General features: G+C 67.7%; 29 protein-coding genes. 13 read left to right on the top strand and 16 right to left on the bottom strand.

The window, feature by feature from the left end:
• Nucleotides 1-148 precede the first annotated feature (148 nt).
• Genes C0V75_RS02495 through recR form a run of 4 tightly spaced genes read left to right on the top strand, consistent with a single transcriptional unit; the run spans nt 149 to nt 3,309 of the window.
• The gene (locus C0V75_RS02495; RefSeq protein WP_101919305.1) at nt 149-1,906 is read left to right on the top strand and encodes a DNA polymerase III subunit gamma/tau; all 1,758 of its coding nucleotides are present in this window, start codon (nt 149-151) and stop codon (nt 1,904-1,906) included.
• Nucleotides 1,882-2,283 carry a hypothetical protein gene (locus C0V75_RS02500; RefSeq protein WP_101919306.1) on the top strand — a complete coding sequence of 134 codons (402 nt, stop codon included), beginning with the start codon at nt 1,882-1,884 and terminating at the stop codon, nt 2,281-2,283. The genes C0V75_RS02495 and C0V75_RS02500 overlap by 25 nt, the downstream gene beginning before the upstream one ends.
• A 53-nt stretch (nt 2,284-2,336) precedes the next feature.
• Nucleotides 2,337-2,690, top strand: coding sequence for a YbaB/EbfC family nucleoid-associated protein (locus C0V75_RS02505; RefSeq protein ID WP_101919307.1), 354 nt, complete (start codon nt 2,337-2,339; stop codon nt 2,688-2,690).
• A 10-nt stretch (nt 2,691-2,700) separates the two neighbouring features.
• Nucleotides 2,701-3,309, top strand: coding sequence for a recombination mediator RecR (gene recR, locus C0V75_RS02510; RefSeq protein WP_101919308.1), 609 nt, complete (start codon nt 2,701-2,703; stop codon nt 3,307-3,309).
• Between the two features lie 63 nt (nt 3,310-3,372).
• On the opposite strand, the gene C0V75_RS02515 is transcribed toward recR, so the two are convergent.
• A complete protein-coding gene (locus C0V75_RS02515; protein WP_101919309.1) occupies nt 3,373-4,131 on the bottom strand; it encodes a DUF1013 domain-containing protein in 759 nt (252 codons plus the stop codon).
• Nucleotides 4,132-4,255: 124 nt separating this feature from the next.
• On the opposite strand from C0V75_RS02515, the gene C0V75_RS02520 reads away from it, so the two are divergent.
• From C0V75_RS02520 to C0V75_RS02530, 3 genes are read left to right on the top strand one after another with little or no spacing between them, the layout of a single operon-like run.
• Complete coding sequence (locus tag C0V75_RS02520; RefSeq protein WP_101919310.1) at nt 4,256-4,891, top strand: ribonuclease T2; 636 nt, start codon at nt 4,256-4,258, stop codon at nt 4,889-4,891.
• A 57-nt stretch (nt 4,892-4,948) separates the two neighbouring features.
• Nucleotides 4,949-5,194: a type II toxin-antitoxin system ParD family antitoxin gene (locus C0V75_RS02525; protein WP_101919311.1), complete on the top strand. Its 246-nt coding sequence runs from the start codon at nt 4,949-4,951 to the stop codon at nt 5,192-5,194.
• Nucleotides 5,181-5,489, top strand: coding sequence for a type II toxin-antitoxin system RelE/ParE family toxin (locus C0V75_RS02530; protein ID WP_101919312.1), 309 nt, complete (start codon nt 5,181-5,183; stop codon nt 5,487-5,489). The genes C0V75_RS02525 and C0V75_RS02530 overlap by 14 nt, the downstream gene beginning before the upstream one ends.
• Nucleotides 5,490-5,493: 4 nt before the next feature.
• Here the strand turns inward: C0V75_RS02530 and C0V75_RS02535 are convergent, their stop codons facing one another.
• Both C0V75_RS02535 and C0V75_RS02540 read right to left on the bottom strand, forming a co-directional pair.
• The gene (locus C0V75_RS02535) at nt 5,494-6,483 is read right to left on the bottom strand and encodes an NAD(P)H-quinone oxidoreductase (RefSeq protein ID WP_101919313.1); all 990 of its coding nucleotides are present in this window, start codon (nt 6,481-6,483) and stop codon (nt 5,494-5,496) included.
• 15 nt (nt 6,484-6,498) lie between these two features.
• Entirely contained in the window at nt 6,499-7,203 is a 705-nt protein-coding gene (locus tag C0V75_RS02540; RefSeq protein WP_101919314.1) for a COQ9 family protein, read from the bottom strand.
• Between the two features lie 108 nt (nt 7,204-7,311).
• Here C0V75_RS02540 and rpsU point away from each other — a divergent pair, with 108 nt between their 5' ends.
• Nucleotides 7,312-7,518: a 30S ribosomal protein S21 gene (gene rpsU / locus C0V75_RS02545; RefSeq protein ID WP_101919315.1), complete on the top strand. Its 207-nt coding sequence runs from the start codon at nt 7,312-7,314 to the stop codon at nt 7,516-7,518.
• Between the two features lie 256 nt (nt 7,519-7,774).
• Here the strand turns inward: rpsU and C0V75_RS02550 are convergent, their stop codons facing one another.
• Nucleotides 7,775-8,545: a CPBP family intramembrane glutamic endopeptidase gene (locus C0V75_RS02550; RefSeq protein ID WP_101919316.1), complete on the bottom strand. Its 771-nt coding sequence runs from the start codon at nt 8,543-8,545 to the stop codon at nt 7,775-7,777.
• A gap of 252 nt (nt 8,546-8,797) precedes the next feature.
• Nucleotides 8,798-9,259, bottom strand: a complete 462-nt coding sequence (locus C0V75_RS02555) for an Lrp/AsnC family transcriptional regulator (RefSeq protein ID WP_101919317.1) — start codon at nt 9,257-9,259, stop codon at nt 8,798-8,800.
• Between the two features lie 150 nt (nt 9,260-9,409).
• Between C0V75_RS02555 and ald the strand changes: the two genes are divergently transcribed.
• On the top strand, nt 9,410-10,528 hold the full coding sequence (gene ald, locus C0V75_RS02560; protein WP_101919318.1) for an alanine dehydrogenase: 1,119 nt from the start codon (nt 9,410-9,412) through the stop codon (nt 10,526-10,528).
• A 55-nt stretch (nt 10,529-10,583) separates the two neighbouring features.
• On the opposite strand, the gene mscL is transcribed toward ald, so the two are convergent.
• The 4 genes from mscL to mobA form a co-directional block, all read right to left on the bottom strand.
• The gene (gene mscL, locus C0V75_RS02565) at nt 10,584-11,015 is read right to left on the bottom strand and encodes a large conductance mechanosensitive channel protein MscL (RefSeq protein ID WP_101919319.1); all 432 of its coding nucleotides are present in this window, start codon (nt 11,013-11,015) and stop codon (nt 10,584-10,586) included.
• A gap of 133 nt (nt 11,016-11,148) precedes the next feature.
• Entirely contained in the window at nt 11,149-11,727 is a 579-nt protein-coding gene (locus C0V75_RS02570) for a GNAT family N-acetyltransferase (RefSeq protein WP_101919875.1), read from the bottom strand.
• Nucleotides 11,728-11,738: 11 nt separating this feature from the next.
• Nucleotides 11,739-13,088, bottom strand: coding sequence for a molybdopterin-guanine dinucleotide biosynthesis protein B (mobB, locus tag C0V75_RS02575; protein ID WP_101919320.1), 1,350 nt, complete (start codon nt 13,086-13,088; stop codon nt 11,739-11,741).
• On the bottom strand, nt 13,085-13,705 hold the full coding sequence (gene mobA, locus C0V75_RS02580) for a molybdenum cofactor guanylyltransferase MobA (protein WP_101919321.1): 621 nt from the start codon (nt 13,703-13,705) through the stop codon (nt 13,085-13,087). The genes mobB and mobA overlap by 4 nt, the downstream gene beginning before the upstream one ends.
• Nucleotides 13,706-13,772: 67 nt before the next feature.
• On the opposite strand from mobA, the gene C0V75_RS02585 reads away from it, so the two are divergent.
• Nucleotides 13,773-14,477 carry an AzlC family ABC transporter permease gene (locus C0V75_RS02585; RefSeq protein ID WP_101919322.1) on the top strand — a complete coding sequence of 235 codons (705 nt, stop codon included), beginning with the start codon at nt 13,773-13,775 and terminating at the stop codon, nt 14,475-14,477.
• Complete coding sequence (locus C0V75_RS02590; RefSeq protein WP_101919323.1) at nt 14,474-14,800, top strand: AzlD domain-containing protein; 327 nt, start codon at nt 14,474-14,476, stop codon at nt 14,798-14,800. Before C0V75_RS02585 ends, C0V75_RS02590 begins: the two co-directional genes overlap by 4 nt.
• Here the strand turns inward: C0V75_RS02590 and C0V75_RS02595 are convergent.
• From C0V75_RS02595 to C0V75_RS02615, 5 genes are all read right to left on the bottom strand, one after another.
• Complete coding sequence (locus C0V75_RS02595) at nt 14,797-15,405, bottom strand: hypothetical protein (protein ID WP_101919324.1); 609 nt, start codon at nt 15,403-15,405, stop codon at nt 14,797-14,799. The genes C0V75_RS02590 and C0V75_RS02595 overlap by 4 nt on opposite strands.
• A 37-nt stretch (nt 15,406-15,442) precedes the next feature.
• Nucleotides 15,443-15,589, bottom strand: a complete 147-nt coding sequence (locus tag C0V75_RS02600; RefSeq protein ID WP_101919325.1) for an aa3-type cytochrome c oxidase subunit IV — start codon at nt 15,587-15,589, stop codon at nt 15,443-15,445.
• A 76-nt stretch (nt 15,590-15,665) separates the two neighbouring features.
• Nucleotides 15,666-16,151 (bottom strand): DUF6173 family protein, encoded by a 486-nt coding sequence (locus C0V75_RS02605; RefSeq protein WP_101919326.1) that lies wholly within the window; start codon nt 16,149-16,151, stop codon nt 15,666-15,668.
• A 71-nt stretch (nt 16,152-16,222) separates the two neighbouring features.
• On the bottom strand, nt 16,223-17,266 hold the full coding sequence (locus C0V75_RS02610; RefSeq protein WP_101919327.1) for an MBL fold metallo-hydrolase: 1,044 nt from the start codon (nt 17,264-17,266) through the stop codon (nt 16,223-16,225).
• Nucleotides 17,267-17,291: 25 nt separating this feature from the next.
• Complete coding sequence (locus tag C0V75_RS02615; RefSeq protein WP_101919328.1) at nt 17,292-18,995, bottom strand: acyl-CoA dehydrogenase; 1,704 nt, start codon at nt 18,993-18,995, stop codon at nt 17,292-17,294.
• A gap of 131 nt (nt 18,996-19,126) precedes the next feature.
• On the opposite strand from C0V75_RS02615, the gene C0V75_RS02620 reads away from it, so the two are divergent.
• Nucleotides 19,127-20,080, top strand: coding sequence for an L-threonylcarbamoyladenylate synthase (locus C0V75_RS02620; protein WP_101919329.1), 954 nt, complete (start codon nt 19,127-19,129; stop codon nt 20,078-20,080).
• Nucleotides 20,081-20,140: 60 nt separating this feature from the next.
• Here C0V75_RS02620 and C0V75_RS02625 read toward each other — a convergent pair whose 3' ends face one another.
• On the bottom strand, nt 20,141-21,163 hold the full coding sequence (locus tag C0V75_RS02625) for a hypothetical protein (protein WP_101919330.1): 1,023 nt from the start codon (nt 21,161-21,163) through the stop codon (nt 20,141-20,143).
• A 27-nt stretch (nt 21,164-21,190) separates the two neighbouring features.
• Nucleotides 21,191-21,661 (bottom strand): transcription elongation factor GreA, encoded by a 471-nt coding sequence (gene greA, locus C0V75_RS02630; RefSeq protein WP_173861026.1) that lies wholly within the window; start codon nt 21,659-21,661, stop codon nt 21,191-21,193.
• Nucleotides 21,662-21,960: 299 nt separating this feature from the next.
• Here greA and C0V75_RS02635 point away from each other — a divergent pair, with 299 nt between their 5' ends.
• Nucleotides 21,961-23,607 (top strand): electron transfer flavoprotein-ubiquinone oxidoreductase, encoded by a 1,647-nt coding sequence (locus C0V75_RS02635; RefSeq protein WP_101919331.1) that lies wholly within the window; start codon nt 21,961-21,963, stop codon nt 23,605-23,607.
• The last annotated feature ends 138 nt before the right edge of the window (nt 23,608-23,745 follow it).

The following is a 23,745-nucleotide window of genomic DNA, read 5'->3' on the forward strand; positions in this document are numbered from 1 at the left end:
TATTTCTAGAATATTCGAAACTCTGGCCTGCACGCAAGGCCCCGCCCGGTTATCCCAAGGAAATGCCCCGCCCCGGCAAGAGCGAAGGCCGCGCCGTCTTGCCCCCGGCAGGCCGCAGGCACTAGGTTGGCCCGATCAAGGAGCGTCCATGACCGAAGCCACCGACAAAGCCTATCGCGTATTGGCCCGGAAATACCGGCCCGAGACCTTTGCCGATCTGGTGGGGCAGGAGGCGATGGTGCGCACCCTGCGCAACGCCTTTGCCGCCGACCGGATCGCCCATGCCTTCATCATGACGGGCATCCGGGGGACCGGGAAGACGACGACGGCGCGGATCATCGCCAAGGGGCTGAACTGCGTCGGCCCTGACGGGACGGGGGGACCGACCACCGACCCTTGCGGGAAATGCGACCCCTGCCGCGCCATCGCGGAAGGGCGGCATGTCGATGTGATGGAGATGGACGCAGCCAGCCGGACGGGCGTGGGCGATATCCGCGAGATCATCGACTCGGTGCACTATCGGGCGGCCTCGGCGCGCTACAAGATCTATATCATCGACGAGGTTCACATGCTGTCGAACAGCGCGTTCAACGCGCTGCTCAAGACGCTGGAGGAACCGCCCGCCCATGTGAAGTTCATCTTCGCCACGACGGAAATCCGGAAGGTTCCGGTCACCGTCCTGTCGCGCTGCCAGCGCTTTGACCTGCGGCGGATCGAGCCGGAGGTGATGATGTCCCTGCTGCGCCGGATCGCCACGGCGGAAGGGGCGCAGATCACGGATGGGGCGCTGGCCCTGATAACCCGGGCGGCGGAAGGGTCGGCGCGGGATGCGACCTCCATGCTCGATCAGGCCATTGCCAACGGCATGGGCGAGGTGACCGCCGATCAGGTGCGCGCCATGCTGGGGCTGGCGGATCGCGGGCGGGTGCTGGACCTGTTCGATCTGGTGGTGACGGGCGATGCGGGCGGCGCGCTGGCGGAACTGGCGGCGCAATATGCCGACGGGGCCGATCCGATGGCGGTGCTGCGCGATCTGGCCGAGATCACGCATTGGCTTTCGGTGGTGAAGGTGACGCCTGCCGCCGCAGAGGACCCGACCACCCCGCCGGATGAGGCGGCGCGGGGTCTGGAGATGGCCGGAAAGCTGCCGATGCGGGTACTGACGCGGCTGTGGCAGATGCTGCTGAAGGCGCTGGAAGAGGTGGCGCTGGCCCCCAATGCGATGATGGCGGCCGAGATGGCGGTCATCCGCATGACGCATGTGGCCGACCTGCCCGATCCCGAAACGCTGATCCGCAAGCTGAGCGAGGCCCCCTCCCCCGGCCCGATGCCGGGCGGTGCGCCGGCAGGCGGTGGTGGTGGCGGCGGGCGGGTGATGCATGCCCCGGCGATGCGGATGGCCCCATCCGGCCCCGCGCGCGGCCCCGTCATGCAGGGCGGGCAGGCGCTGGCCGTGGCGGAAGGGACGCTCCAGGTCTTTGTCAGCTTTGATCAGGTGGTGGAGCTGATCCGCGAAAAGCGGGACATGAAGCTGCTTTACGAGGTGGAGCAGGGGTTGCGGCTGGTGCGCTATGCCCCCGGCAGGATCGAGTTCCAGCCGACGCCCGAAGCGCCACCCGACCTTGCCGCGCAACTGGGCGCGCGGTTGCAGATGTGGACGGGCGCGCGCTGGGGCGTGTCTGTGGTGAATGAAGGTGGCGCGCCCACCATCGCCGAAACGCGCGATACGGCGCGGCGGATGGCCGAGGCCGAGGCGATGCAGAACCCGTTGGTTCAGGCCGTGCTGGCGGCCTTTCCGGGCGCGAAGATTGCCGATATCCGCACGCCCGAGGCGATGGCGGCGGCGGCCGAGGCCGAGGCCCTGCCGGAAGTCGAGGATGAATGGGACCCGTTCGAGGACGGCTGATCGCGGCCTTCGCCCTGCTGCCCCTGCCCGCCGGGGCCGAGGTCTGTGACAAGGTCCGTCCCGGCTGGACCCCTGTCGACGGCCCGGTGGGGGCGTTGGCCGAGGCGGGCTATGTGCTGACCTCGCCCGTGGGTCTGATCCTGCTGGCCTTTGTCGCGGTGGCGATGGTCTGGCCGCGCCGCTGGCTGGCGGTGGTGGTGGCGCTGCCGGTCTTGGCGCTGGCAGGGTTGCTGTTTCTGGCGCGGCGGGCCGAGGTTGCGGTGGCGGCCATGGCAGAGGGCTGCATCGGCGGGATCGGGCCGACGGTGGTGATCCTGATCCTGATTGCAGCGGCGGTTCTGGTGCGGGGCTTTGCCGCGCGGCGGCGGCAGCCTTGAAGCGGCCGGGGGCAACCCCTATCACTGCAACAGGCGATGGAGGGAGCGGCGCGATGCTGAAAGGTTTGGGCGGATTGGGCGGTCTGGGCGACATGGCCAAGATGATGAAGGCCGCGCAAGAGATGCAGACAAAGATGGCCGAGATGCAGGAGCAGATGGCATCGACCGTCGTCATCGGGGAATCGGGCGCAGGGTTGGTGAAGGTGCGCGCCACCGCCAAGGGCGAGGTGACGGGGCTGGAGATCGACCCGTCGATCCTTGTCGCCTCGGAAAAGGAGGTGGTGGAAGACCTGATCGTCGCCGCCATCAAGGATGCGCAGGTGAAGGGCCAGCAGCGGATGGGCGAAGAGATGCGCCGGATGACCGAGGCGCTGGGTCTGCCCGCCGACATGAAACTGCCCTTCTGAGGCGGGGTTCATGGCCACCGGGGGCGAGGCCCCGCGCGAGATCGAGGCGCTGATCGACCTGATGGCGCGGCTGCCGGGGCTGGGGCCGCGCTCGGCCCGCCGGGCGGTGCTGGTGCTGTTGAAGCGGCGTGGGGCGCTGATGGCCCCCTTGGCGCAGGCGATGGCGCAGGTCGCGGCCTCGGCCCGCGATTGCCGGGTCTGCGGGAATATCGGAACGGCGGATATCTGCGGCATCTGCGCCGATGACCGCCGCGCCACGGGCGAGATCTGCGTGGTGGAGGATGTGGCCGATCTCTGGGCGCTGGAACGGGCGGGGGTGTTCCGGGGGCGCTATCATGTGCTGGGCGGCACGCTGTCGGCGCTGGATGCCGTGGGGCCCGAGGAATTGCGCATCCCCGCGCTGATCGACCGGGTGCAGGCCGAAGGCGCGCGCGAGGTGATCCTTGCGCTGAACGCCACGGTGGATGGGCAGACGACGGCACATTACATCGCCGATGCGCTGGCGGGGACGGGGGTGACGGTGACGTCACTGGCCCAAGGCGTGCCGATTGGCGGTGAACTGGATTACCTCGACGATGGCACGCTGGGCGCGGCGCTCAGGGCGCGGAAGTCGTTCTGATAGCGGCAAAAGGAAAGGGCCGGGGATATGCCCCCCGGCCCCTGATCCTGCTGCCTGCCGAAATCAGCGGCGGCGGGTGTTGTCTTCCTCATCCTCGTCATCGTCATCCGACTGCGGGAGGTTGAAGAAGCTTTCGGCATCCGAGAAATCGGCGGGCTTCTCTTCCTCTTCGCGGCGGGTGAAGGCGTCGAGCCCTTCGATGCCGGTGGGCGTCCGGGCTTCGTCGGACATGCCGAGCGACTGTTCGGTGGAAACCAGCTTGCGCCGTTCGTCATCCGACATGACCGAGCCTTCGGCGGCCTTGCGGCGGGCGGCCTGCTGCACGGCGGTATCGAGTTCCGTCTGCCGGCACAGGCCCAGCGCGACAGGGTCGATCGGCGTGATGTTGTTGATGTTCCAGTGGGTGCGTTCGCGGATCGACTGGATGGTGGGCTTGGTCGTGCCGACCAGCTTGCCGATGGCGCCATCCGAGAGCTCGGGGTGGAACTTCACCAGCCAGAGGATGGCCGCCGGACGATCCTGCCGCTTGGAGAGCGGGGTGTAGCGCGGGCCGCGCCGCTTTTCCTCGCCCACCGCGGCAAGGTTGTGCTTGAGGCGGAGCTTGTAGGCCGGATCGGCCTGACCGCGTTCGATTTCGATCTGTTCAAGCTGGTTGTTGGCGATGGGATCGAAGCCCTTCACCCCTGCGGCAACGTCACCATCGGCGATGCCCTGCACTTCCAGCTCGTGCATCCCGCAGAAATCGGCGATCTGCTTGAAGGACAGGGTGGTGTTGTCCACAAGCCAGACGGCGGTGGCCTTTGCCATGAGGGGCTTCGTCATCGGATCGCTCCTTGCAATATCTCTCTCGGGCCGGGAAATCGGCTGCGGCCGGGGCCGCCATTCCACGATTTCGGGGAAGTTCAGGCGCGGATATAGTCAGTTTCGCAAGCGGAGGGAAGGGAAAATGCGTGTGATCTTTGCGGCGCTGATGGCGCTGGCGCTGGCGGGCGTGGCGCGGGCCGAGGGCGAGCGGGCGGGGTATTTCGACTATTACGTGATGGCCCTGTCCTGGTCGGCCAACTGGTGCGCGCGGGAAGGGGATGCGCGCAACGATCCGCAATGCGATGCGGGGCGCGGGGTGGATTTCGTGCTGCACGGGCTGTGGCCGCAATATGAGGAGGGCTGGCCCAGCTTCTGCCGGACGGCAGAGCGGGACCCGCCGCGCAGCCTGACCGCCGCGCAGGCCGATCTGTTTGGCGGCGCGGGGGCGGCCTTCTATCAGTGGAAGAAGCATGGGCGCTGTTCCGGCCTGTCGGCGGCGGGGTTCTATGATCTGGCGCGGCAGGCCCGGGCGCGGGTGGCGGTGCCGGAGGTGTTTCGCGGGCTGGCACGCGATATCCGGCTGGAGGCCGATGTGGTGGAAGAGGCGTTTCTGGAGGCAAATCCGACACTTGCGCCCGACGGGGTGGTGGTCACCTGCCGCGACGGGCTGGTGCAGGAGCTGCGCATCTGCCTGACCAGCGGGCTGGAGTTCCGCACCTGCGGGGAGGATGTCGGACGGGTCTGCCGCGGCGTCGTGGGGATGGAGGCGGTGCGTTAGGGGGAAGGTTGCCGCATGGCAAACTCTGCCATATCCTTCGTGCAAAAGGAGCCTGTCATGGGAACGATGAACATTTCGCTGCCCGATCCGATGAAGGCCTGGGTCGAAGAGCAGGCCAAGTCCGGCCGCTATGCGAATTCCAGCGACTATGTCCGCGACCTGATCCGCCGCGACCGGGCGCGGCAGGAGGCGGTGTCGGAAATCCAGACGGCCATCAGTGCGGGCCTGACCAGCGGTCCTGCCAAGGCCGTTGACCCGGATGCCTTCAAGACGCGGATGCGCAGGCCGGATGACCGGATCTGACGGCTGGGTCCTGCGTCCCGCAGCCGAGGCCGACCTGTCCGAAATCTGGCGGAGTGGCGCGGCAGACTGGGGCGCCGATCAGGCGGATCGCTATGCCGACGGGTTGTTCGCGCTGTTCGATCTGCTGGCCGCATTTCCAGAAATGGCGCGGGAGAGGGACGAGTTCACCCCGCCTGTCCGTATCCACCCGACCGGCGCGCATCTGGTCATCTACCGATGGGAGGGCGGACCTGTGGAGATCATCCGCATCCTGCACGCCCATCAGAACCTGACGGCCTTTCTACGGGACGGGTGATCCGTCACTCCACCTTCAGGACGATCTTGCCGACATGGCCGGAGCTTTCCATCCGGGCATGAGCGGCGGCGGCGTCGTTCAGGGGGAATTCGCTGTCCATCACGGGGCGCAGCTTTCCTGCGGCGATCATCGGCCAGACATGCGCCTCCACCTCGGCGGCGATGCGGGCCTTGGCGAGGTCGCTCTGCGGGCGCAGGGTCGATCCGGTGATCGTCAGGCGGCGCATCATCACCTCGGCGAAGTTCAATTCCACCTTGGGCCCTCGCAGGAAGGCGATCTGCACCAGCCGCCCTTCGGTCGCCAAGGCCTTGACATTGCGGGGAAGATAGCTGCCCCCGACCATGTCGAGGATGAGTTGCGCCCCGCCTTCGTCATGCATCATGGCGACGAAATCGCCCGTACGGTAGTTCAGCGCCTTTTCGGCCCCCAGCGCCTCACAGGCGGCGCATTTCTCATCCGAACCGGCGGTGGTGAAGACCCGCGCGCCCAGCGCCCTGGCGATCTGGATCGCGGTCGTCCCGATGCCCGAGGACCCGCCATGGACGAGGAAGCGTTCCCCGGCCTTCAGCCCGCCGCGCATCACCACATTGGACCAGACGGTGAAGCAGGTTTCGGGCAGGCAGGCGGCTTCCTTCAGCGAAAGTCCTTCGGGGATGGGCAGGGCATGGGCTTCGGGCGTGGAGACATATTCGGCATAGCCACCCCCGGGCAGCAGGGCGCAGACCTTGTCGCCGATGGACCAGCGCGTCACGCCGGGGCCGATTTCCACAACGGTTCCAGAGGCTTCGAGCCCCGGCAGGGGGGAGGCATTGGCGGGGGGCGCATAGCTGCCCGCGCGTTGCAGCGCATCGGGGCGGTTCACCCCGGCATAGGCCACGCGGATGACGATCTGGCCGTGGCCCGGCACGGGCACGGGGCGGGTGCAGGGTTTCAGAACCTCCGGCCCGCCGGGCTCGGAGATTTCCACGGCGCGCATGGTATGGGAAAGTTCCATCGTCTGTCCTTGGGCTTAGCCGCGGCGGAAGCGGTCCATCATCTTGCCGGGCAGGTCGTCGGGAACCGTCGGCACCCGCCATTTCTCCATCACCTTCGCCGGGCCTGCAAGCAGGGCCTTGCCCAGGGGATTTTCGCGCAGCTTGCCCTTGATCGTTTCGATCTGCATCACGTCGCCGATGCGGCGGTCGAGGAAATCCCAGGTCGCCTGATGACCGAGACTGTCATCGCCCAGCCAGTAGAGCACCGTCGATCCATAGACCGCCGAGAGGGTGGCCCGTTTGGAATACCAGTTCAGATCGCGGGTCTTGTCGCCGAGCGCGGTCCAGATCGCATCCGAGGTGCCCCAGATCAGTTTCGCCCCTTCGGCGGCGTGCTGCGGCAAAGCGAAAAGCGTGGTGCCGCGGCGGACAAGTTCGCGGTCTTCGACCAGATCAAGCCGGGTTCGGATGGCAAAGGCGATGCGGTCGCGAAAGCGCATCTGGGAAAGATCCGTCTTTTCAAGAGCTTCGACCATGCGGCGGTCGCCGTCCTTGTGATAGGCCACCGCAAGGTCGATGCCGCCGCGGGGATAGAGGGCGCGGGCCAGGCCTTCGGCCACGCCCGAATCGGCGATGGCGGCGCGGAGCGTCACCGCCGACCAGCCGTCGAAGGGGACATGCGCGAGCGCGGCCTGAAGCACCGCCTCGCGGGGGTTTTCAGTGGTTGGCTGGCTTTCCATGGCAGTCTCCTTCGCGGGGGTCGGTGGACAGGGAGCGTTTCCTTTGTTATAGGGCGCGCGCCTGCACACTGTAGTGCAACTCTAACTTAGGAAGGTGGTGACAACCACATGCAGGTCAGCGTCCGCGACAATAACGTCGAACAGGCACTCCGTGCCCTGAAGAAAAAGCTCCAGCGCGAAGGCGTTTTCCGCGAAATGAAGCTCAAGCAGCATTTCGAGAAACCGTCCGTCAAGAAAGCGCGCGAGCAAGCCGAAGCGGTCCGCCGTGCGCGCAAACTCGCGCGCAAGAAGGCGCAGCGCGAAGGCGCCATCTGAGGCGTTAGCGACACTGGGGGAGCGATCCCCACCCGATCAACCCCCGTCCGCAAGGCCGGGGGTTTTTCATTTTGGCAGGTTTCTTAAGGATCACGGATTTTCCCGGTTTTTCAGCGGGATGGGCGAAAACGCCTGTGCCCTGTTCTGTGCCGCAAACTGTGCAGCAAAGTGTACATACAAGTTCCGGCAGAGAGGCGCGGGGAAAACTGGTTAACCGTGCGCCTGCGCAGGGCGCATCCGGGGCCGGGCGGCCGGGTCAACTGGACGGATCGGCATTGTCACGCCCGATGTTGCGCATCAGGTAGAGCGCATAGATCGCGTTGGGCAGCACGAGGAGGACGGGGAAGACCATCATCACGATGCTGGGGTCGGTCGCATCCGTCGGCCCGCCCTGGGCCGAGGCGCCCAGCGTGAAGGTGGCGAAGTCCCACAGACCGTGGAGGACCATCGGCGGCCAGATGGACCCGGTGCGCAGGCGCATGGCCATGAAGATGAGCCCGCTGAGCGCCGCGGCGCAGGACTGGATCAGGGATTGCGCCACCTCGCCGGTGGTGAAGATGTTCAGGCTGTGCACCGCCCCGAAGAGGAGCGAGGTGAGGAGGACCGCAGGCCAGATGGAAAAACGCCTGCGGAAGCTGCGCAGCATCACGCCGCGGAACATGAGTTCCTCGGAGAAGCCCACGATCAGCGTGTTGATGAGAACCCAGATCATGACCGTTGCGGGTGGCAGCCCCAGGGCGACGGCTGTCCCCAGCCCGCCGAGGATGTAGAGCATCGGGAACCAGGCCAGCCGCAGGGTGCCGGGATGCTGCACTGCGCGCAGGCCCGTCTCTTCCGCCCGGCCCTGCCAGAGCGCGACGCCAAGGATGAAGGCACCAGCGGCGAGGATCGGCCAGTCGATCCCACGTCCCAGCGCGCCGCCAAGTTCTTCCGTCCCCCCTGCCATCAGGCGCGAGCCTATCACGGTGATGGCCGCCCAGAGGGCGAAGGCGGCAAGGGTGATCGGAATGGCGATGCGGGGCGTCATCGGGTTTCCTTTTCGGTCGGGCGTGTTGCGAGAGAACAGGGGCGGGAGGCGGGGCGCTATCCGCTTTCCGAAAGGGGCAGGCGGAAACGATTTCTGGCGCAGAAATCGGGACGAAATCTGACTCAGATTTCGCCTGTCGGCGTGGCGGGGGGAAGGGGGCCGAAATCTGCGTCAGATTTCGGGGCGGAATTTGCGTCAAATTCCGTTCCAGGCGGGGCATCGGGCGGGTGGCATGGCGGGGAGACCCCCGCCCTACACCGCCAGCGCCGTGGTCTGCACCACGGTCCTGAGCGCGAAGGAGGAATGCATCTGCCGCACGCCGGGCAGGCGCGACAGATATTGGCGGTGAATGCGGGCGAAATCCTCGGTGTCTTGCGCGAGGATCTTGAGCAGGTAGTCCGCCTGTCCCGCCATCAGATGGCATTCGAGGATGTCGGGGATGCGCGCCACCTCACGCTCAAAGGCATCGAGCAGCTCGTCGGCCTGCCCTTGCAGGGTGATTTCCACATAGACCGTCGTTGGGCGGCCGAGGCGGCGCGGGTCGAGAAGCGCCACGTAACCGGCGATGAACCCCTCTTCCTCCAGCCGTTGGGTGCGGCGGTGGCAGGCGGAGGGTGACAGGTTCACCCGTTCCGACAATTCGGCATTGGTGATGCGGCCTTCCTTCTGCAAGACGGTCAGGATGCGGCGGTCGGTTGCGTCAAGTTCGGACATTCGCGGGAGAAACCTTCGCCTGATGGGGTTTTCGCGATGGAATCTACCGCAAGGCGGCGATCCCGTCATGCAATATTCAAAGCATTTGCACCGGATGTGGCGGAAGCTTTTCCCATCCGGGCCGAGGAGGGCCCGCACGGGAGAGAGCATATGAAGATCGGATGTCCGAAAGAGATCAAGCCGCAGGAATTCCGCGTCGGCATGACGCCGATTGCGGCACGCGAGGCGGTGGCGCATGGGCATGAGGTGCTGGTGGAAACCGGCGCGGGGCTGGGCGCGGGCTTTGCCGATGCCGATTACATCGCGGCGGGGGCGTCCATCGCCGCCGATGCGGCGGAGGTTTTCGCCAAGTCCGAAATGATCGTGAAGGTGAAGGAGCCGCAGGCGGTGGAACGCGCGCGGCTGCGCGAGGGGCAGGTGCTGTTCACCTACCTGCACTTGGCGCCCGATCCGGAGCAGACGAAGGACCTTCTGGCCTCGGGCGTGACGGCCATCGCCTATGAGACGGTGACGGATGATCGCGGCGGCCTGCCGCTGCTGGCCCCGATGTCGGAGGTGGCCGGGCGGCTGGCACCGCAGGTCGGGGCCTGGACCTTGCAGAAGGCCAATGGCGGGCGCGGGGTTCTGATGGGCGGGGTTCCCGGCGTGCTGCCTGCGAAGGTGGTGGTGATCGGCGGCGGCGTCGTCGGCACCCATGCGGCGCGGGTCGCGGCGGGGATGGGGGCGGATGTCACCATCCTGGATCGGTCGGTGCCGCGCCTGCGCTATCTGGACGACATTTTCCACGGCACGGTGAAGACGGGCTATGCCAGCGCGGGCCTGACGGCGGAACTGGTGGCCGAGGCCGACATGGTGATCGGCGCGGTGCTGATCCCCGGTGCGGCGGCACCGAAGCTGGTGACGCGGGCGCAGTTGAAGACGATGAAGCCCGGCGCGGCCATTGTCGATGTGGCGATCGACCAGGGCGGCTGTTTCGAAACCTCCCGCGCCACGACGCATCAGGACCCGATCTATGAGGTGGACGGCATCCTGCATTACTGCGTGGCCAATATGCCGGGCGCGGTGGCGCGGACCTCTACGCTGGCGCTGGGGAATGCGACCATGCCCTTCATGCTGGCCCTGGCCGACAAGGGGTGGAAGCGCGCCTGCGCCGAGGACAAGCATCTGCTGAACGGGTTGAACACCCATAAGGGCAAGCTGACCTATGCCGCTGTGGGCGCGGCACTGGGACTGCCGTCGATCAGCGGGGCCGAGGCGCTGGCGCTGTGATGCGGAAGGGCCGCGGGATTGCCCCCGCGGCCCCTTTGCCCGGTCGGTGACAGGGTCACTTCTTCAGGGCGTCGCGAATTTCCATCAGGATGTCCAGTTCCGTCGGGCCTGCGGGCGCGGCAGCGGCTTCGGCGGCCTCTTTCTTGGCGGTGGCCTCTTTCAGCTTGTTCACCGCCTTGACCAGAAGGAACACGACCCAGGCGATGATCAGGAAGTTGATCACCGCGGTGATGAAGGCCCCATAGGCGAAGACCGGGGCGCCGGCGTCGCGGGCGGCTTTGAGCGAGGTATAGGCCGGATCGGCGCCCGACAGGTCGATGAAGAGGTTGGAGAAATCGATCCCGCCGGTGATCAGGCCGATGATCGGGTTGATGAGATCGCCCACGAGCGAGTTGACGATGGCCGTAAAGGCCGCACCGATGATGATACCGACGGCAAGGTCCACGACATTGCCGCGGGCGATGAATGTCTTGAATTCGTTGAGCATTCCACTGGTTCCCTGTTTCTTTAGACTTTGGCCCCTGCCCCGTCAGGGGGCCGGACAGGCGCAGCTATGCACAGATTCATGAATAATTCATCATTTTCGAACATGTCGCCGCAACACGGGGCCGGGGCTGTGTTCAGACGGTGCGCACCATCGTATGGGCGGCGTTGAAGCCGAAGATCAGGCGCAGCGGGCCGATGCCTGCGGTCCGGTCCAGCACGAAGCCGCGCCGTTCATACAGCGCCTTGGCCCGCCAGTTGGTATCGACCACGTCCAGCCGCACCGCCGGATAGCCGCGCTTGCGGGCCTCGGCCACGATCGCCTCCAGCAGCGCGGTGCCGACGCCCTGCCCGCGCACGGAGCGGGCGACGCAGAGCCCGTCGAGGAGGAAGCGCTTGTTGTCGATCTCATTGCCCAGAAGGCGCAGGACGAGGCCGCGCCAGCGCCCGCCGATCGGGCCGTAGATGGCGCGGAGATCGGACTCGCTGCCGCCGGCAAAGCTGCCGCCGGGCGATTTGAACCCGGCGATGCCGACGAGGCGACCGTCGCCGTCGATGGCGGTCAGGCAATGGTCGGCGCGCATGACGCGGTTGAGGAAGCGGATCGCCTGCGGCTGGGGGCCGAGGACGCGGCCCAGCTTGCCGCCGAAGGCCTGCCAGTAGAGGGCCGCCGCCTCGGCGCGGAGGTGGTCGGGAAGGCCGAGTTCGATGCGGATGTCGCGGCGGGTCATGCTGCGGCCGCCTGAAGCAGGGCCGCCTCGTGGCCGGCGCCGAGAATCCAGCCCTCTTCGGCGATATCGGCGATATCGGGCAGGGCGAGGAGCGGGTCGAGCGCGCCCTCTTGCGACAGGCGGTGCAGGGCGCGGGCGAGGAGCGTGACCTGCGCGGCATCCTTGATGCCCGGCTGCTGCGCGACAAGGGGGGCGAGGAGCGAGGGATAGACCTCGGCCAGCACGGCGGGGGCGCGGGCGGGGGGATCGAAGGGCCAGACGGCAACGCCGGGGCGGCGGGACAGGCGGTGGATCATCGGCAGGCCCATCAGCGCCTGCGACCCGACGGAGCCGGTGGTGTAGAGTTTCCAGACGGGTTGGGCGCGGGGCACCTGCCGTTCCACGGCCCGGCGCTCGGGCAGGGCGAGGGCGGGGTAATCCACGGCCTTCCGTTCCGGCAGATGCGGCAGCGGCAGGCGGGCGGGGCGGCCCCAGAAGGGGCCCTTGCCGATGCTGGCATTGATGGCATCGGCGACGGCAAAGCGGTTGTTGCGGTTGCCGTCATCGGTGATCCGGTCGGCGAGCCAATGCCAGAGGGCGCGGGGGTCGCCCTGCCCCGTCAGCCGCGCGGCAAAGCCCTTGGGATAGCCCATCGGGAAATCGAAGCCGATCAGCAGGCGGCGGCCTGCGGCCTGTTCGGTATCCATCAGGGCGGCAAGATGGGCCTCTGCCTCGGCCCGTGTGCGGAAATAGCGCGCTTCGGTCCCTGTGGCGCTGGCGGTGCCGATCCAGATGGCATCGGCAGAGGGTTTCGCGGGCGAGGGGCCGTTGGAGGCGGACCAATCCACGATGGCGACGGTGTCGAAGCGCTGCGCGGTCAGCCCGACCTCGGCCAGGATGAAATCGGCCACGGCGGCGGTATCGTTCAGGTCCAGCACGGGAACGGGCAGCGAAAGGCCCGGCGCATCCGTCGCCACGGCGCGGACGAGGGGATCGCCGGTCTGGATCAGGTCCTGCCCCGTTTCGCGCCGCCAGACCTCCAGCTTCCGGTGGCGGTCGCGCTTGTAGCCTTCGACCAGCACCAGATCGACAGGGGCGAGGCGGGCCAGCACGGCGGCGAGGTCGGGTTCCGGGCCGCGATGTTCCACCATCAGGGCGAAGCGGTCTTTTGACGCCAGCACCACCTCGCGCGCGCCGGCCTGACGGTGGCGGTAGGTGTCCTTGCCGGGTTGGTCGAGGTCCACGTCGTGATGGACGTGTTTCACGGTGGAGACGGAAAAGCCGCGCGCCGTGATCTCGGCCACCAGACGTTCCATCAGGCTGGTCTTGCCGGAATTCTTCCAGCCGATGACGCCATAGACTTTCATGCCGCGCCCTCTTTGGCCGCGCCCTCTTTGGCTGCGGCTTTCAGCCTTGCCTCGGCGGCGGCGAGGTCTTCGGGCGTGTTGAGGTTGGCGAAGGCCCCATCGGCGGGGAAATCGGCTCGCGCGGCGCGCAGGGTTTCGGCGAAGTCGCGGACGCGCGGCGTGGCGCCGCTGGCGAGGAAGGCGCGCAGGGCGGTTGTCGCGGTGACGGGCCAGAGGCCGCAGGTCGGGTGATCGTTGCCCCCGGAGCGGGCCAGCGCCGCGCCCGTATCATCGGCGGCGAGCAGAAGGCGCGGCACGAGGTCGGGCGGCAGGAACGGGGCATCCGTGGGCGCGGTGACGAGATGGGTCGCGCCGAGGGGCGCGGCCCAGTCCAGCGCAGCGAGCAGGCCGGACAAGGGGCCGTGCGAGCCGCCCTCATCCGGCAGCACGGGCAGGCCGAAGGCGGCGAAGCGGGCGGGATCGCCATTCGCGCTGATTGCCAGCCGGTCCACCTGCGGTTCAATCCGGTCGATCGCATGGGCAATCAGGGGGCGGCCCGCCAGCGGCAGAAGCGCCTTGTCGGCACCGCCCATGCGGCGGCCCTGTCCACCTGCGAGGATTACCCCGAAAATCCGCATCCCGACCTTTCCCTTCGCTGCGGAAAGGCCTAAGCCACGAATTGCGCAAGGTAAAGCGCGAGGCCCGATGACCCCCCTACGCACCGCCTTCTTTCGCGGCTTTCTGGCCGCCCTGCCGATGATCGTGGTCGTCGGTCCCTTTGCCATGCTGTTTGGCGTGGTGGCGACCGAGGCGGGGCTGAACGTGGTGGAGACGATGCTTTTCTCCGTGTCGGTCTTTGCCGGGGCGTCGCAATTCGCAGCGTTGCAGACGATGCAGGAGAATGCGCCCGCCTTGGTGGTGCTGGCGACGGCGCTGGCGGTGAATCTGCGGATGGTGATGTATTCGGTGACGCTGGCCCCGCATTTCGGGGAATTGCCACTGCGGTCGCGCGCCCTGATGGCCTATTTCCTGGTGGATCAGAGTTTCGCCACCACGATGGCCGAGATCGACCGGCATCCTGCCATGACCGCGCGGGAAAAGCGGGCGGTGTTCTTCGGCGCGGTGGTGGCGGTGGCGCCCTTGTGGTTCGTGGCCTCGCTGGCGGGGGCGATGGTGGGGCGGGCGATCCCGCCCGAATATGCGCTGGATTTCGCGCTGCCGATCACCTTTCTGGCCATGGTCGCGCCGATGCTGCGCAGCCTGCCGCATCTGGTGGCGGCGGGGGTGTCGATCCTGCTGTCGCTGCTGCTGGCCGGGATGCCCTATGGCACCGGGCTGCTGGTCGCGGCCTCGGTCGCCATGGCGGCGGGGGCCGGGCTGGAGCGGTGGCGGGAGGGGCGGCGGGCATGATCGACAAGGCCACCTTCTGGATCGTGATGCCGGCGCTGGCGCTGGGGACCTATGCGATCCGGTTTTCCTTTCTTGGCACGCTGGGGGCGCGGCCTTTGCCCGGTTGGCTGACGCGGGCCTTGCGCTATACCGCAGTGGCGGTGCTGCCCGCGCTGGTGGCGCCGGGCGTGTTGTGGCCCGCCGCGACCGGGGGCGAGACGGACCCGGCCCGGCTGGCCGCCGCGCTGGTGACGCTGGGGGTGGGGGTGATCACGCGCAGCACGATGGGCGCGATCCTGGCCGGGGGCGGGACGCTGTTCGCGCTGCTGGCGCTGACGGGTTAGAGCGGTGCCTGCGCGGATTGCACCAGAAGGACACCGTGGTTCTTGTCGGCATCCTGGTCATAGATGACGCGGGTGGTGACGCCTGGGAGGCGGCCGAAATCTTCCATCAGCCGGTTGGGATACCAGGTGGAGCCGATGGATTCGAAGCCCGGCACGCCGCGCAGGATATCGGAGATGGACCGCGCGCATTGCGCCTTTGGCACGGCGCCATAGGCCTTGGCCCGCCGCGCCACCAGATCGGCCACGCCGGGCGAGACGATGACGGTCTGTTCCACGACGCGGAACGTCTCGCGCGCGTGGTAGTCGATGTAGAAGTTCACGATGCGCGGGGTGATGCCGAAATGCACATCGTTGCGTTCGGGGATGCGGGGATGGTTCCAGGTTCCAGCCGGGTCGAACATGATCCGTTCGGAATCGTTGATCATCAGCCCGCTATGCGCCCCGGCATTGGAGCGGTTGTTGATCACGGTGAAGAGCGTGATCGCATTCGGGCCGTCATGCACATAGCGCGCCGCCTGCACCCGTTCCTCGGGCGCCCAGACGGGTTCGGCCCCGCAGGCCGCAAGCGTGAGAAGCGCGAAAAGGGCAAGGACGACGCGCAGCATGATCCGATCCTGGGATGAAGAGGGCGGCGACGGCCCGTCAGGCCCCGACGAGGGCGAGGAAGATCAGCAGGGCAAGGATGATGATCACGCCCCATTTGGTGAAGGCCAGGAAGCCCGCAAAGGTCTTTTCCTGGGCGCGGATGTCCATGCTGCCGGGCTTGTGTTCGGGGTGGTGGTCGGCCATGTCGGTTCCCTTTTGTCGTCTTTCCCGGTCCGATAGCCGATAAACGGGCGGCTGTCACCCCTCGCGGCGTCGCAGGTCAGGCGGAACCGTCGCCGGATTCGCCACCTGCCCATTGCCGCATCATCTGAAAGCCGATCCGGCGCGGCGGGTCTTCGGGCTGGTCCTTGGGGATGGCGCGCAGAAGGACGTTCAACTGGCTGACATGCTGGATGAGCTGGGTCTTCAGACCGTCTTCGTCGCGGCCGTAGAAGGTGACGAGATCGGGGTCGAAGAAGCCCAGCCCTTCGATGGCCAGAACCCCGGCCTGACCGCCCGCGAAGCCCATCGCCACTTCCTGATCGGCATCAAGCTGGGCTTCGAAATTCTGGATGTAGAGGATGAGGCGTTCATAGGCCCATTCGGCGGGGCTTTTGTCTTCGAGCTTGCGGCGCGTGGCGGCCTTGGGCAGGGGCGCGGTTTCCAGCTTGCCGCATTGCGCGGGGTCGGAATGCACCGCCTTGGCGCGGGGCGCGGCAGAGGCTTCGGCAGGGGTTTGGGTCGGCGGGGGGTTGGTCTGGGTCATCGGGGCGCCTCCTGGCGGGCAGGGAACGGGATCGGGCGGGCGAGTGCAAGGGGGGACAGGATCGGGGGGCGCTAGGCGGCCTGCCAGAGCCAGGCCCCCTGCGGCGACAGGCGGCGGGTGACCAGCCCGCGGGCGAGAAGGCAGTTCAGATGCGCCACCGATTCGACCAGCGCCATGCCATATTCCGCCCCGTCGATCTGCCGCTTGAAGAGCGGCAGGAAGCAGTCGGCGGCGGTCTGCGGGGTGGCGAGGTGGTCGCAGAGCCGCGCCAGGGCCGCTTCGTGGTTCTCGATCATCTGGCGCAGGCGCAGAGGCAGGCCGGTGAAGGGCAGCTTGTGGCCGGGCAGGACGAGGTGATCGGCCTGCGCCAGCGGCTGGAACCGCGCGCAACTGTCCAGCCATTCGGTCAGGGGATCGGCGTCGGGTTCCGTCGGATAGACGCCGATATTGGCCGAGATGCCGGGAAGAAGCTGGTCGCCGCCAAGAATGAGATGGTCCTCCAGCGACCAGAGCGTCGCATGTTCCGGCGCATGGCCATCGCCGCAGCGCACTTGCCAGCGGCGGCCCCCGGCGGTGAGGATGTCGCCTTCGCGGATGCGGGTGAAGCCGGGGGGAAGCGGCGCCACGACATCGGCAAAGTTGAAGGGCCGGGTGGCGGCATAGGCGGCAAGCCGGTCCGGCGAGACCCCCGCGCGGCGCTGAAACTCCACCTGCTCGGGCAAGGGAAGGGCCTGTTCGTCCAGCGTGAGCATCCGGGCATAGAGCCAGCTTGTCCGCGTCGTCACCAGCTCCGCCCCGCGCGACTGGAACCAGCCGGCAAGCCCGATGTGATCAGGGTGGTAATGGGTGACGATGACGCGGGTGACGGGCCTGCCGCGCAGCGGCCCGGACAGCAAGACCTCCCAGATCGCCTTGGCGCGGCGGGAGGAGAAGCCGGTATCGACGATGGTCCAGCCATCGCCATCCTCCAGCGCGAAGACATTGACATGGTCCAGCGCCATGGGCAGGGGCAGGCGCAGCCAGAGGATGCCGGGCGCGACCTCCACGCCTTCGCCTTCGGCGGGTGGGGTATCGAAGGGGTGGCGGATGCCCGCCTCTGCTGCCGCGTCGGTCATGGCGCCCGGCTTATGCCGCGCGCCCTCAGGCGGCAAGGTCTTCGGGCGACAGTGCGAAGAGTTGCGCCGCCCCTTCCCGCGCCTCGGCCAGCAGGCCCGCATGGGCGGGCAGCAGGCGACGGATCGCCACGCGGGCCAGCGCAAGGCGCGCGCCCCCGGCAAGATGGGCCGCGCGCAGATGGGCATCCGCCCCCAGCACCAGCGCGAAGGCGCGCAGGTAAGGCACGGCCCCGGCGAAACGGTCGGTCAGATCCTGCTTCAGCAGCGCCTCGGTCCCTTCGCGCAGGGCCTCGGCGGCGTTCCAGACATCGGTCGCCAGATCGGGAAGCGTGGCGCGGGCGGCCTCGGCCGCGGACTGCACCTCGTCGATCAGCGTGAAGGCGGCGGCCCCGCCATCGGCCATCTTGCGGGCGGTCAGGTCCATCGCCTGGATGCCGTTGGTGCCTTCGTAGATCGTCGTCACCCGCACGTCGCGGGCGAATTGCGCGGCGCCGGTTTCTTCGATGAAGCCCATGCCGCCATGGATTTGCAGGCCCATCTGCGCGATCTCGTTGCCGGTATCGGTGCCATAGGCCTTGGCGATGGGGGTCAGCAGTGCGGCGCGGGCCTGCCAGTCGGGGCTTCCGGTGGCGGCGGCCATGTCGATGGCCAGGGCGCAGGACAGGGCGATGGCGCGGGCGGAATAGACCTGCGCCCGCATGGTGGCCAGCATCCGGCGCACATCGGCATGATCGGTGATCGGCGCGCGGCCCGTGGGGGTGCGGCCCTGCACCCGCCCCTCGGCATAGGCGAGCGCCTGCTGGAAGGCGGCCTCGGCCACGCCCACGCCCTGCACGGCGACGCCAAGGCGCGCGTTGTTCATCATGGTGAACATGGCGGCCAGGCCCTTGTGCGGCTCACCGACCAGCCAGCCCTGCGCGCCGTCATATTGCATGACGCAGGTCGGCGAGCCATGCAGGCCCAGCTTGTGTTCCAGCGAGACAACCGAAAGGCTGTTGCGTCGCCCCGGATTGCCCGCCGCATCGGGGATGAATTTCGGCACGAGGAAGAGGCTGATCCCCGCCGATCCCGGCGCGGCATCCGGCAGGCGGGCCAGCACCAGATGGCAGATATTCGGCAGGAAATCCGCATCGCCCCAAGAGATGTAGATTTTCTGCCCGGTGATCGCATGGCTGCCATCGCCCCGCGGTTCGGCCTTGGTGCGCAGCGCGCCAAGATCGGTTCCGGCCTGCGGTTCGGTCAGGTTCATCGTGCCGCCCCATTCGCCCGAGACGAGCCGGGGCAGATAGGTCGCGCGCAATTCGGCCGAGGCGTGATGTTCCAGCGCCTCGATCTGGCCCTGCGTCAGGAGCGGGCCGATTTGCAGGGCGAGGCAGGCGCCCGCCATCATCTCGTTCACCGCGGTGGCCAGGGCCATGGGAAGGCCCATCCCGCCCGAACCGGGCCGGGCGGCCATGCCGATCCAGCCGCCCGCCGCAATGGCGCGATAGGCTTCGGCAAAGCCGGGCGGGGTGCGGACGATGCCGTTCTCCAGCCGGGCACCGACCTTGTCGCCGACGCGGTTCAGCGGCGCGAGCGTGGTTTCGCAAAGGCGCCCGGCCTCGGCCAGAACGGCGCGGGCGGTGTCGAGCGAGGCATCGGCGAAGCGGTCGGTGGCGGCAACGCGGCCATAGCCAAGCCCCTGCGCGAGAAGGAAGTCGTAATCGGCAAGCGGCGCGCGGTAGGGCATGGGTCTTTCCTTCGGCATCGGGTCCGGGGCGCTGGCGGCTTGGCATCGGGGCCGGGGCGCGCTAGGACAGCGGACCTGCAAAGGTTTACAGGGCCTTGCCCCCCACTCAAGCCCAACGCTGCGTCACGGCCATGCCAGAGACCCTTACCCTGCCCGCGACCGAGGACGGACTGGCCCGCGCCGCCGCCCTGTTGCGCGCGGGCGACCTTGTCGCCTTCCCGACGGAGACGGTCTATGGCCTGGGCGGGGATGCGCGGAATGACAGGGCCGTGGCGGCGATCTTTGCCGCCAAGGGGCGGCCCAGTTTCAACCCGCTGATCGTGCATCTGCCCGATCTGGCGGCGGCGCGGGCGGTGGCGGTGTTCGATGACCGGGCCGAGGCGGTGGCGGCGGGGTTCTGGCCCGGCCCGCTGACGCTGGTGTTGCCGTTGCGGCCGGAGGCGGGGATTTCGCCGCTGGTCACGGCAGGGCTGGCGACAGTGGCAGTGCGGGTTCCGGCGCATCCGGTGGCGCAGGGCCTGCTGCGCGCCTTCGGCGGGCCGCTGGCCGCGCCTTCGGCCAATCCGTCAGGCAAGGTGTCGCCCACGCGGGCGGCGCATGTTCTGGCGGGGCTGGCGGGGCGAATCGCGGCGGTGGTGGAGGGCGGCGACTGCGCGGTGGGGGTGGAGTCGACGATCCTCGGCCTGGACGGCGCGCCCGTGCTGCTGCGCCCCGGCGGGGTGACGGTGGAGGCGCTGGAAGCGGTGCTGGGCCTGCCGCTGGTGGCGGGCGGGTCGGAGACGCGGCCCAATGCGCCGGGGCAACTGGCCAGCCATTACGCGCCGGGGGCGATGGTGCGGCTGGGCGTGACGGCGCCGGAGGCGGGCGAGGTCTGGGTCGGCTTCGGCCCCTGCCCCGGCGCGGCGCTGACGCTGTCGGAGACCGGGGACCTTGTCGAAGCGGCGGCGCGGCTGTTCCATGTCCTGCGGCAGGCGGATGCGGTGGCGGGCGAGCGCGGGCGCATCGCCTTTGCCCCGGTGCCGGAGACGGGGCTGGGCCGCGCGATCAATGACCGGCTGCGGCGCGCGGCAGCCCCGCGCGGCTGACAAATTTCTTCGAAGAAATTTGCAAAAATCTTCGAAGATTTTTGGTCTTCGGCGCGGCGGTCAGTCGAAGATGCCGGTCACCCGACCAAAGAGCATGAAGGCCCGCGCCGTGCGCGTATCGGCCAGTTCGGCGAGATCGGCGTCGGAGGCGACCTTCTCGAATTCCTGGAACGTCTTGTCGAAGCTGCGCAGGAAGTGATGCGCGGCATCGCGAAAGACCGTGTCCTCGCGCATCCGCGCCGCCGTCAGGGCAAGGGAGGACCGGTCGCGGATGCCGCCCAGTGCCGCGATGGTGCGGCCGCGTTCGCCCTGGGCGAAACGGCGCCAGAGTTCCGGGCGGGCGCGGTCGGGGCGGAGGTCATCCATATAGATGCCTTCCTGGGACAGCAGCGTGAGCACATCCTGCGCGGCGCGGATCAGCTTGGCCGTGTTGCGGTCTTCCAGCGCGAGGCGCAGGGCGCGGAAGCCTTCACGGTCATCCGGGTTTTCGGGGAAGTTGAGCGCGCGGATCATGTCGGCGACGGAGAGGGGCGCGCGCAGATCCTCGGCCGGGGTGCCGAGTGCCAGCGCGGGCTGTTCGTCCTGCGGCGCGGGGCGGGCGGGCGGCACCAGGGCCGCCTTGCGGTCGGCGGAGGCGACGGTCATGCCCGGATCGCGGCGGGTCTGGAAGGTGGCGAGCACACCTGCCGCCTCTTTGGTGACCTGCGCCACCTCGTCCAGCTTCTGTTCCATCACCGGCTTGATCGCGGCGGAGGTCTGTTGCGACAGGAGGTAGGCGTTGCGCATCGCATCCACCGTGGCCTGAAGCCGTGCCGCTTCGGCCCGCAGGACGCGGACGGAGCGCAGCGTCGTCACCGCCGCCCAGATCAGCGCGAGCGGCAGGAACACCACCAGCAGCGTCATCACCAGACCCAGCAGCCCGCCGCCATCCGTGGCGGGCGAGATCAGCGCATAGGCGATGACGGCCACGACCCAGACCAGCGCCAGAAGGGCGGCGACGATCTCGGTCGGGCCGAAGGGCGGGCTGTCCTCGCTGCGCAGGAAAAGCCCCAGCGGTTCCGGCCTGTCACGGTCTTCCGGCATTCTGTCCCCGGCCTCCTCTGGCTGTGGTCAGACGTAGCGGATGGTCAGGATTTCATAGCTCTTGGTGCCGCCGGGCGTCTTGACCTCGACGCTGTCGCCTTCGTCCTTGCCGATCAGGGCACGGGCGAGCGGGGAACGGATGTTCAGCAGCCCGCGTTCGATATCGGCCTCGGCCTCGCCCACGATCTGATAGGTGCGTTCCTCGTCGCTGTCTTCGTCCACGATCGTCACGGTCGCGCCGAATTTCACCGCGCCCGAGAGTTTCGACGGGTCGATGACATCGGCAAGGGACAGCATCCCTTCGAGTTCCTTGATCCGGCCCTCGATGAAGGACTGCTTTTCGCGGGCCGCGTGGTATTCGGCGTTTTCGGACAGGTCACCATGTTCCCGCGCCTCGGCGATGGCGCGGATCACGGCGGGGCGTTCGACCGATTTCAGGGTCTTGAGTTCTTCGTCCAGCGCGGTGAAGCCCGCGCGCGTCATCGGAATCTTTTCCATCGGTCCCAACATAAAGAAAAGGAAGGCCACGGCCCTGTTTCCGGGGCAGTGGCGTGATCCGTCCTGCGATTTCCGGTCTCACCCAACCCGACCGGACGGGCAATTGCAAGGCCCAGACGTGGCGGAATGCGGAAATCGGCGGCAGTCCATGGCCCTGCGACGCCGCGACATGCCGCGAAGCGACATTGTGATGCCGCGTTCCGATTGACCCTTTGGCGCGGCATCGGCTAGGGGATTGCGAGCCGCCCGCAAGATTATTGCGCGGGCAAGCAAGGGATAGCGGGGAAGGAGCAGGCGGAATGGCCGACATCGTCCGTGAGTCGATGGAATATGACGTGGTGATCGTGGGGGCGGGTCCGGCGGGCCTGTCGGCGGCGATCCGGCTGAAACAGCTTGACCCCGATCTGACGGTGGTGGTGCTGGAAAAAGGGTCCGAGGTCGGCGCGCATATCCTGTCGGGCGCGGTGCTGGATCCGTCGGGGCTGGATGCGCTGCTGCCGGACTGGCGCAGCATGGGCGCGCCGATCAAGACCGAGGTGAAGGAGGACAATTTCTACATCCTCGGCCCGGCGGGGCAGATGCGGATTCCGAATTTCCCGATGCCGCCCTTGATGAACAACCACGGCAATTTCATCGTCAGCATGGCGAATGTCTGCCGCTGGATGGCGGGCGCGGCCGAAGGCCTGGGCGTGGAGCTTTTCCCGGGCATGAGCGCCTCTGCGCTGGTCTATGAGGGCGACCGGGTGAAGGGCGTTGTCGCCGGCGAATTCGGCCGCGATCCGGAAACGGGCGAACCGGGGCCGTCCTACGAACCGGGGATGGAACTGCACGGGAAATACGTCTTCCTGTCGGAAGGCGTGCGCGGGTCGCTGTCGAAGGAGGTCATCGCCAAGTATGACCTGTCGAAGGGCAAATGCCCGCAGAAATTCGGCCTTGGCATGAAGGAAATCTGGGAGATCGACCCCGCCAAGCATCGCGAGGGCACGGTGACCCACACGATGGGCTGGCCGCTCGGGTCCAACGCGGGCGGCGGGTCCTTCATCTATCATCTGGAAAACAATCAGGTCTATGTCGGCTTCGTCGTCCATCTGAACTACGAGAACCCGCATCTCTATCCTTACATGGAATTCCAGCGGTTCAAGCATCACCCGATGGTGGCGGAACTGCTGAAGGGCGGCAAGCGCGTGGCCTATGGCGCGCGGGCCATCAGCGAGGGCGGCTGGCAGTCGATCCCGAAGATGGTGGCGCCGGGTGTGGCCCTGCTGGGCTGTTCGGCAGGGTTGGTGAACGTGCCGCGCATCAAGGGCAACCACAATGCCATGCTGTCGGGCAAGGCCGCCGCCGAGGCCGCGCATGACGCGATCAAGGCGGGCCGCGCGGGCGACGAATTGGCCGCCTATGAGACGGCGGTGCGCAACGGCCCCATCGGCAAGGACCTGAAGAAGGTGCGGAACGTCAAACCGCTCTGGTCGAAATACGGGCTTGTCGCCTCGCTCATGGGTGGGGGGATCGACATGTGGGCCAACACCATCGGCCTGACGATCTTTGGCACCCTGAAACATGGGAAGTCGGATGCGGCGGCGACGGGGCTGGCGAAGAGCCACAAGCCCATCGACTACCCGAAGCCCGATGGCGTGCTGTCCTTCGACCGGCTGACCAATGTCGCCTACAGCTTTACCAACCATGACGAGGCGCAGCCGGCGCATCTGAAGCTGAAGGATGCGGCGATTCCGATTTCGGTGAACCTGCCGAAATATGCCGAACCGGCGCAGCGCTATTGCCCGGCAGGGGTCTATGAGGTGCTGGGCGAAGGCACTGACGCCACCTTCCGGATCAATTTCCAGAACTGCGTCCATTGCAAGACCTGCGACATCAAGGACCCGTCGCAGAACATCAACTGGACCACGCCGCAGGGCGGCGGCGGGCCGAACTATCCCAACATGTAAGCGATGCGGTGACATTTCCGTGTGCGGCGGCGGGCCGGGTGGCGAAAAGCCCCCGGCCCGATTGCCAGCGGGGGCTGGCCCGGCTAGCTTTCTTCCTGCCCTTGACGCCCAAGCCCCCCTTACGCCGGAGCGCCGCCT

Source organism: Tabrizicola sp. TH137, from assembly GCF_002855575.1.
Lineage (GTDB): Bacteria > Pseudomonadota > Alphaproteobacteria > Rhodobacterales > Rhodobacteraceae > Paragemmobacter.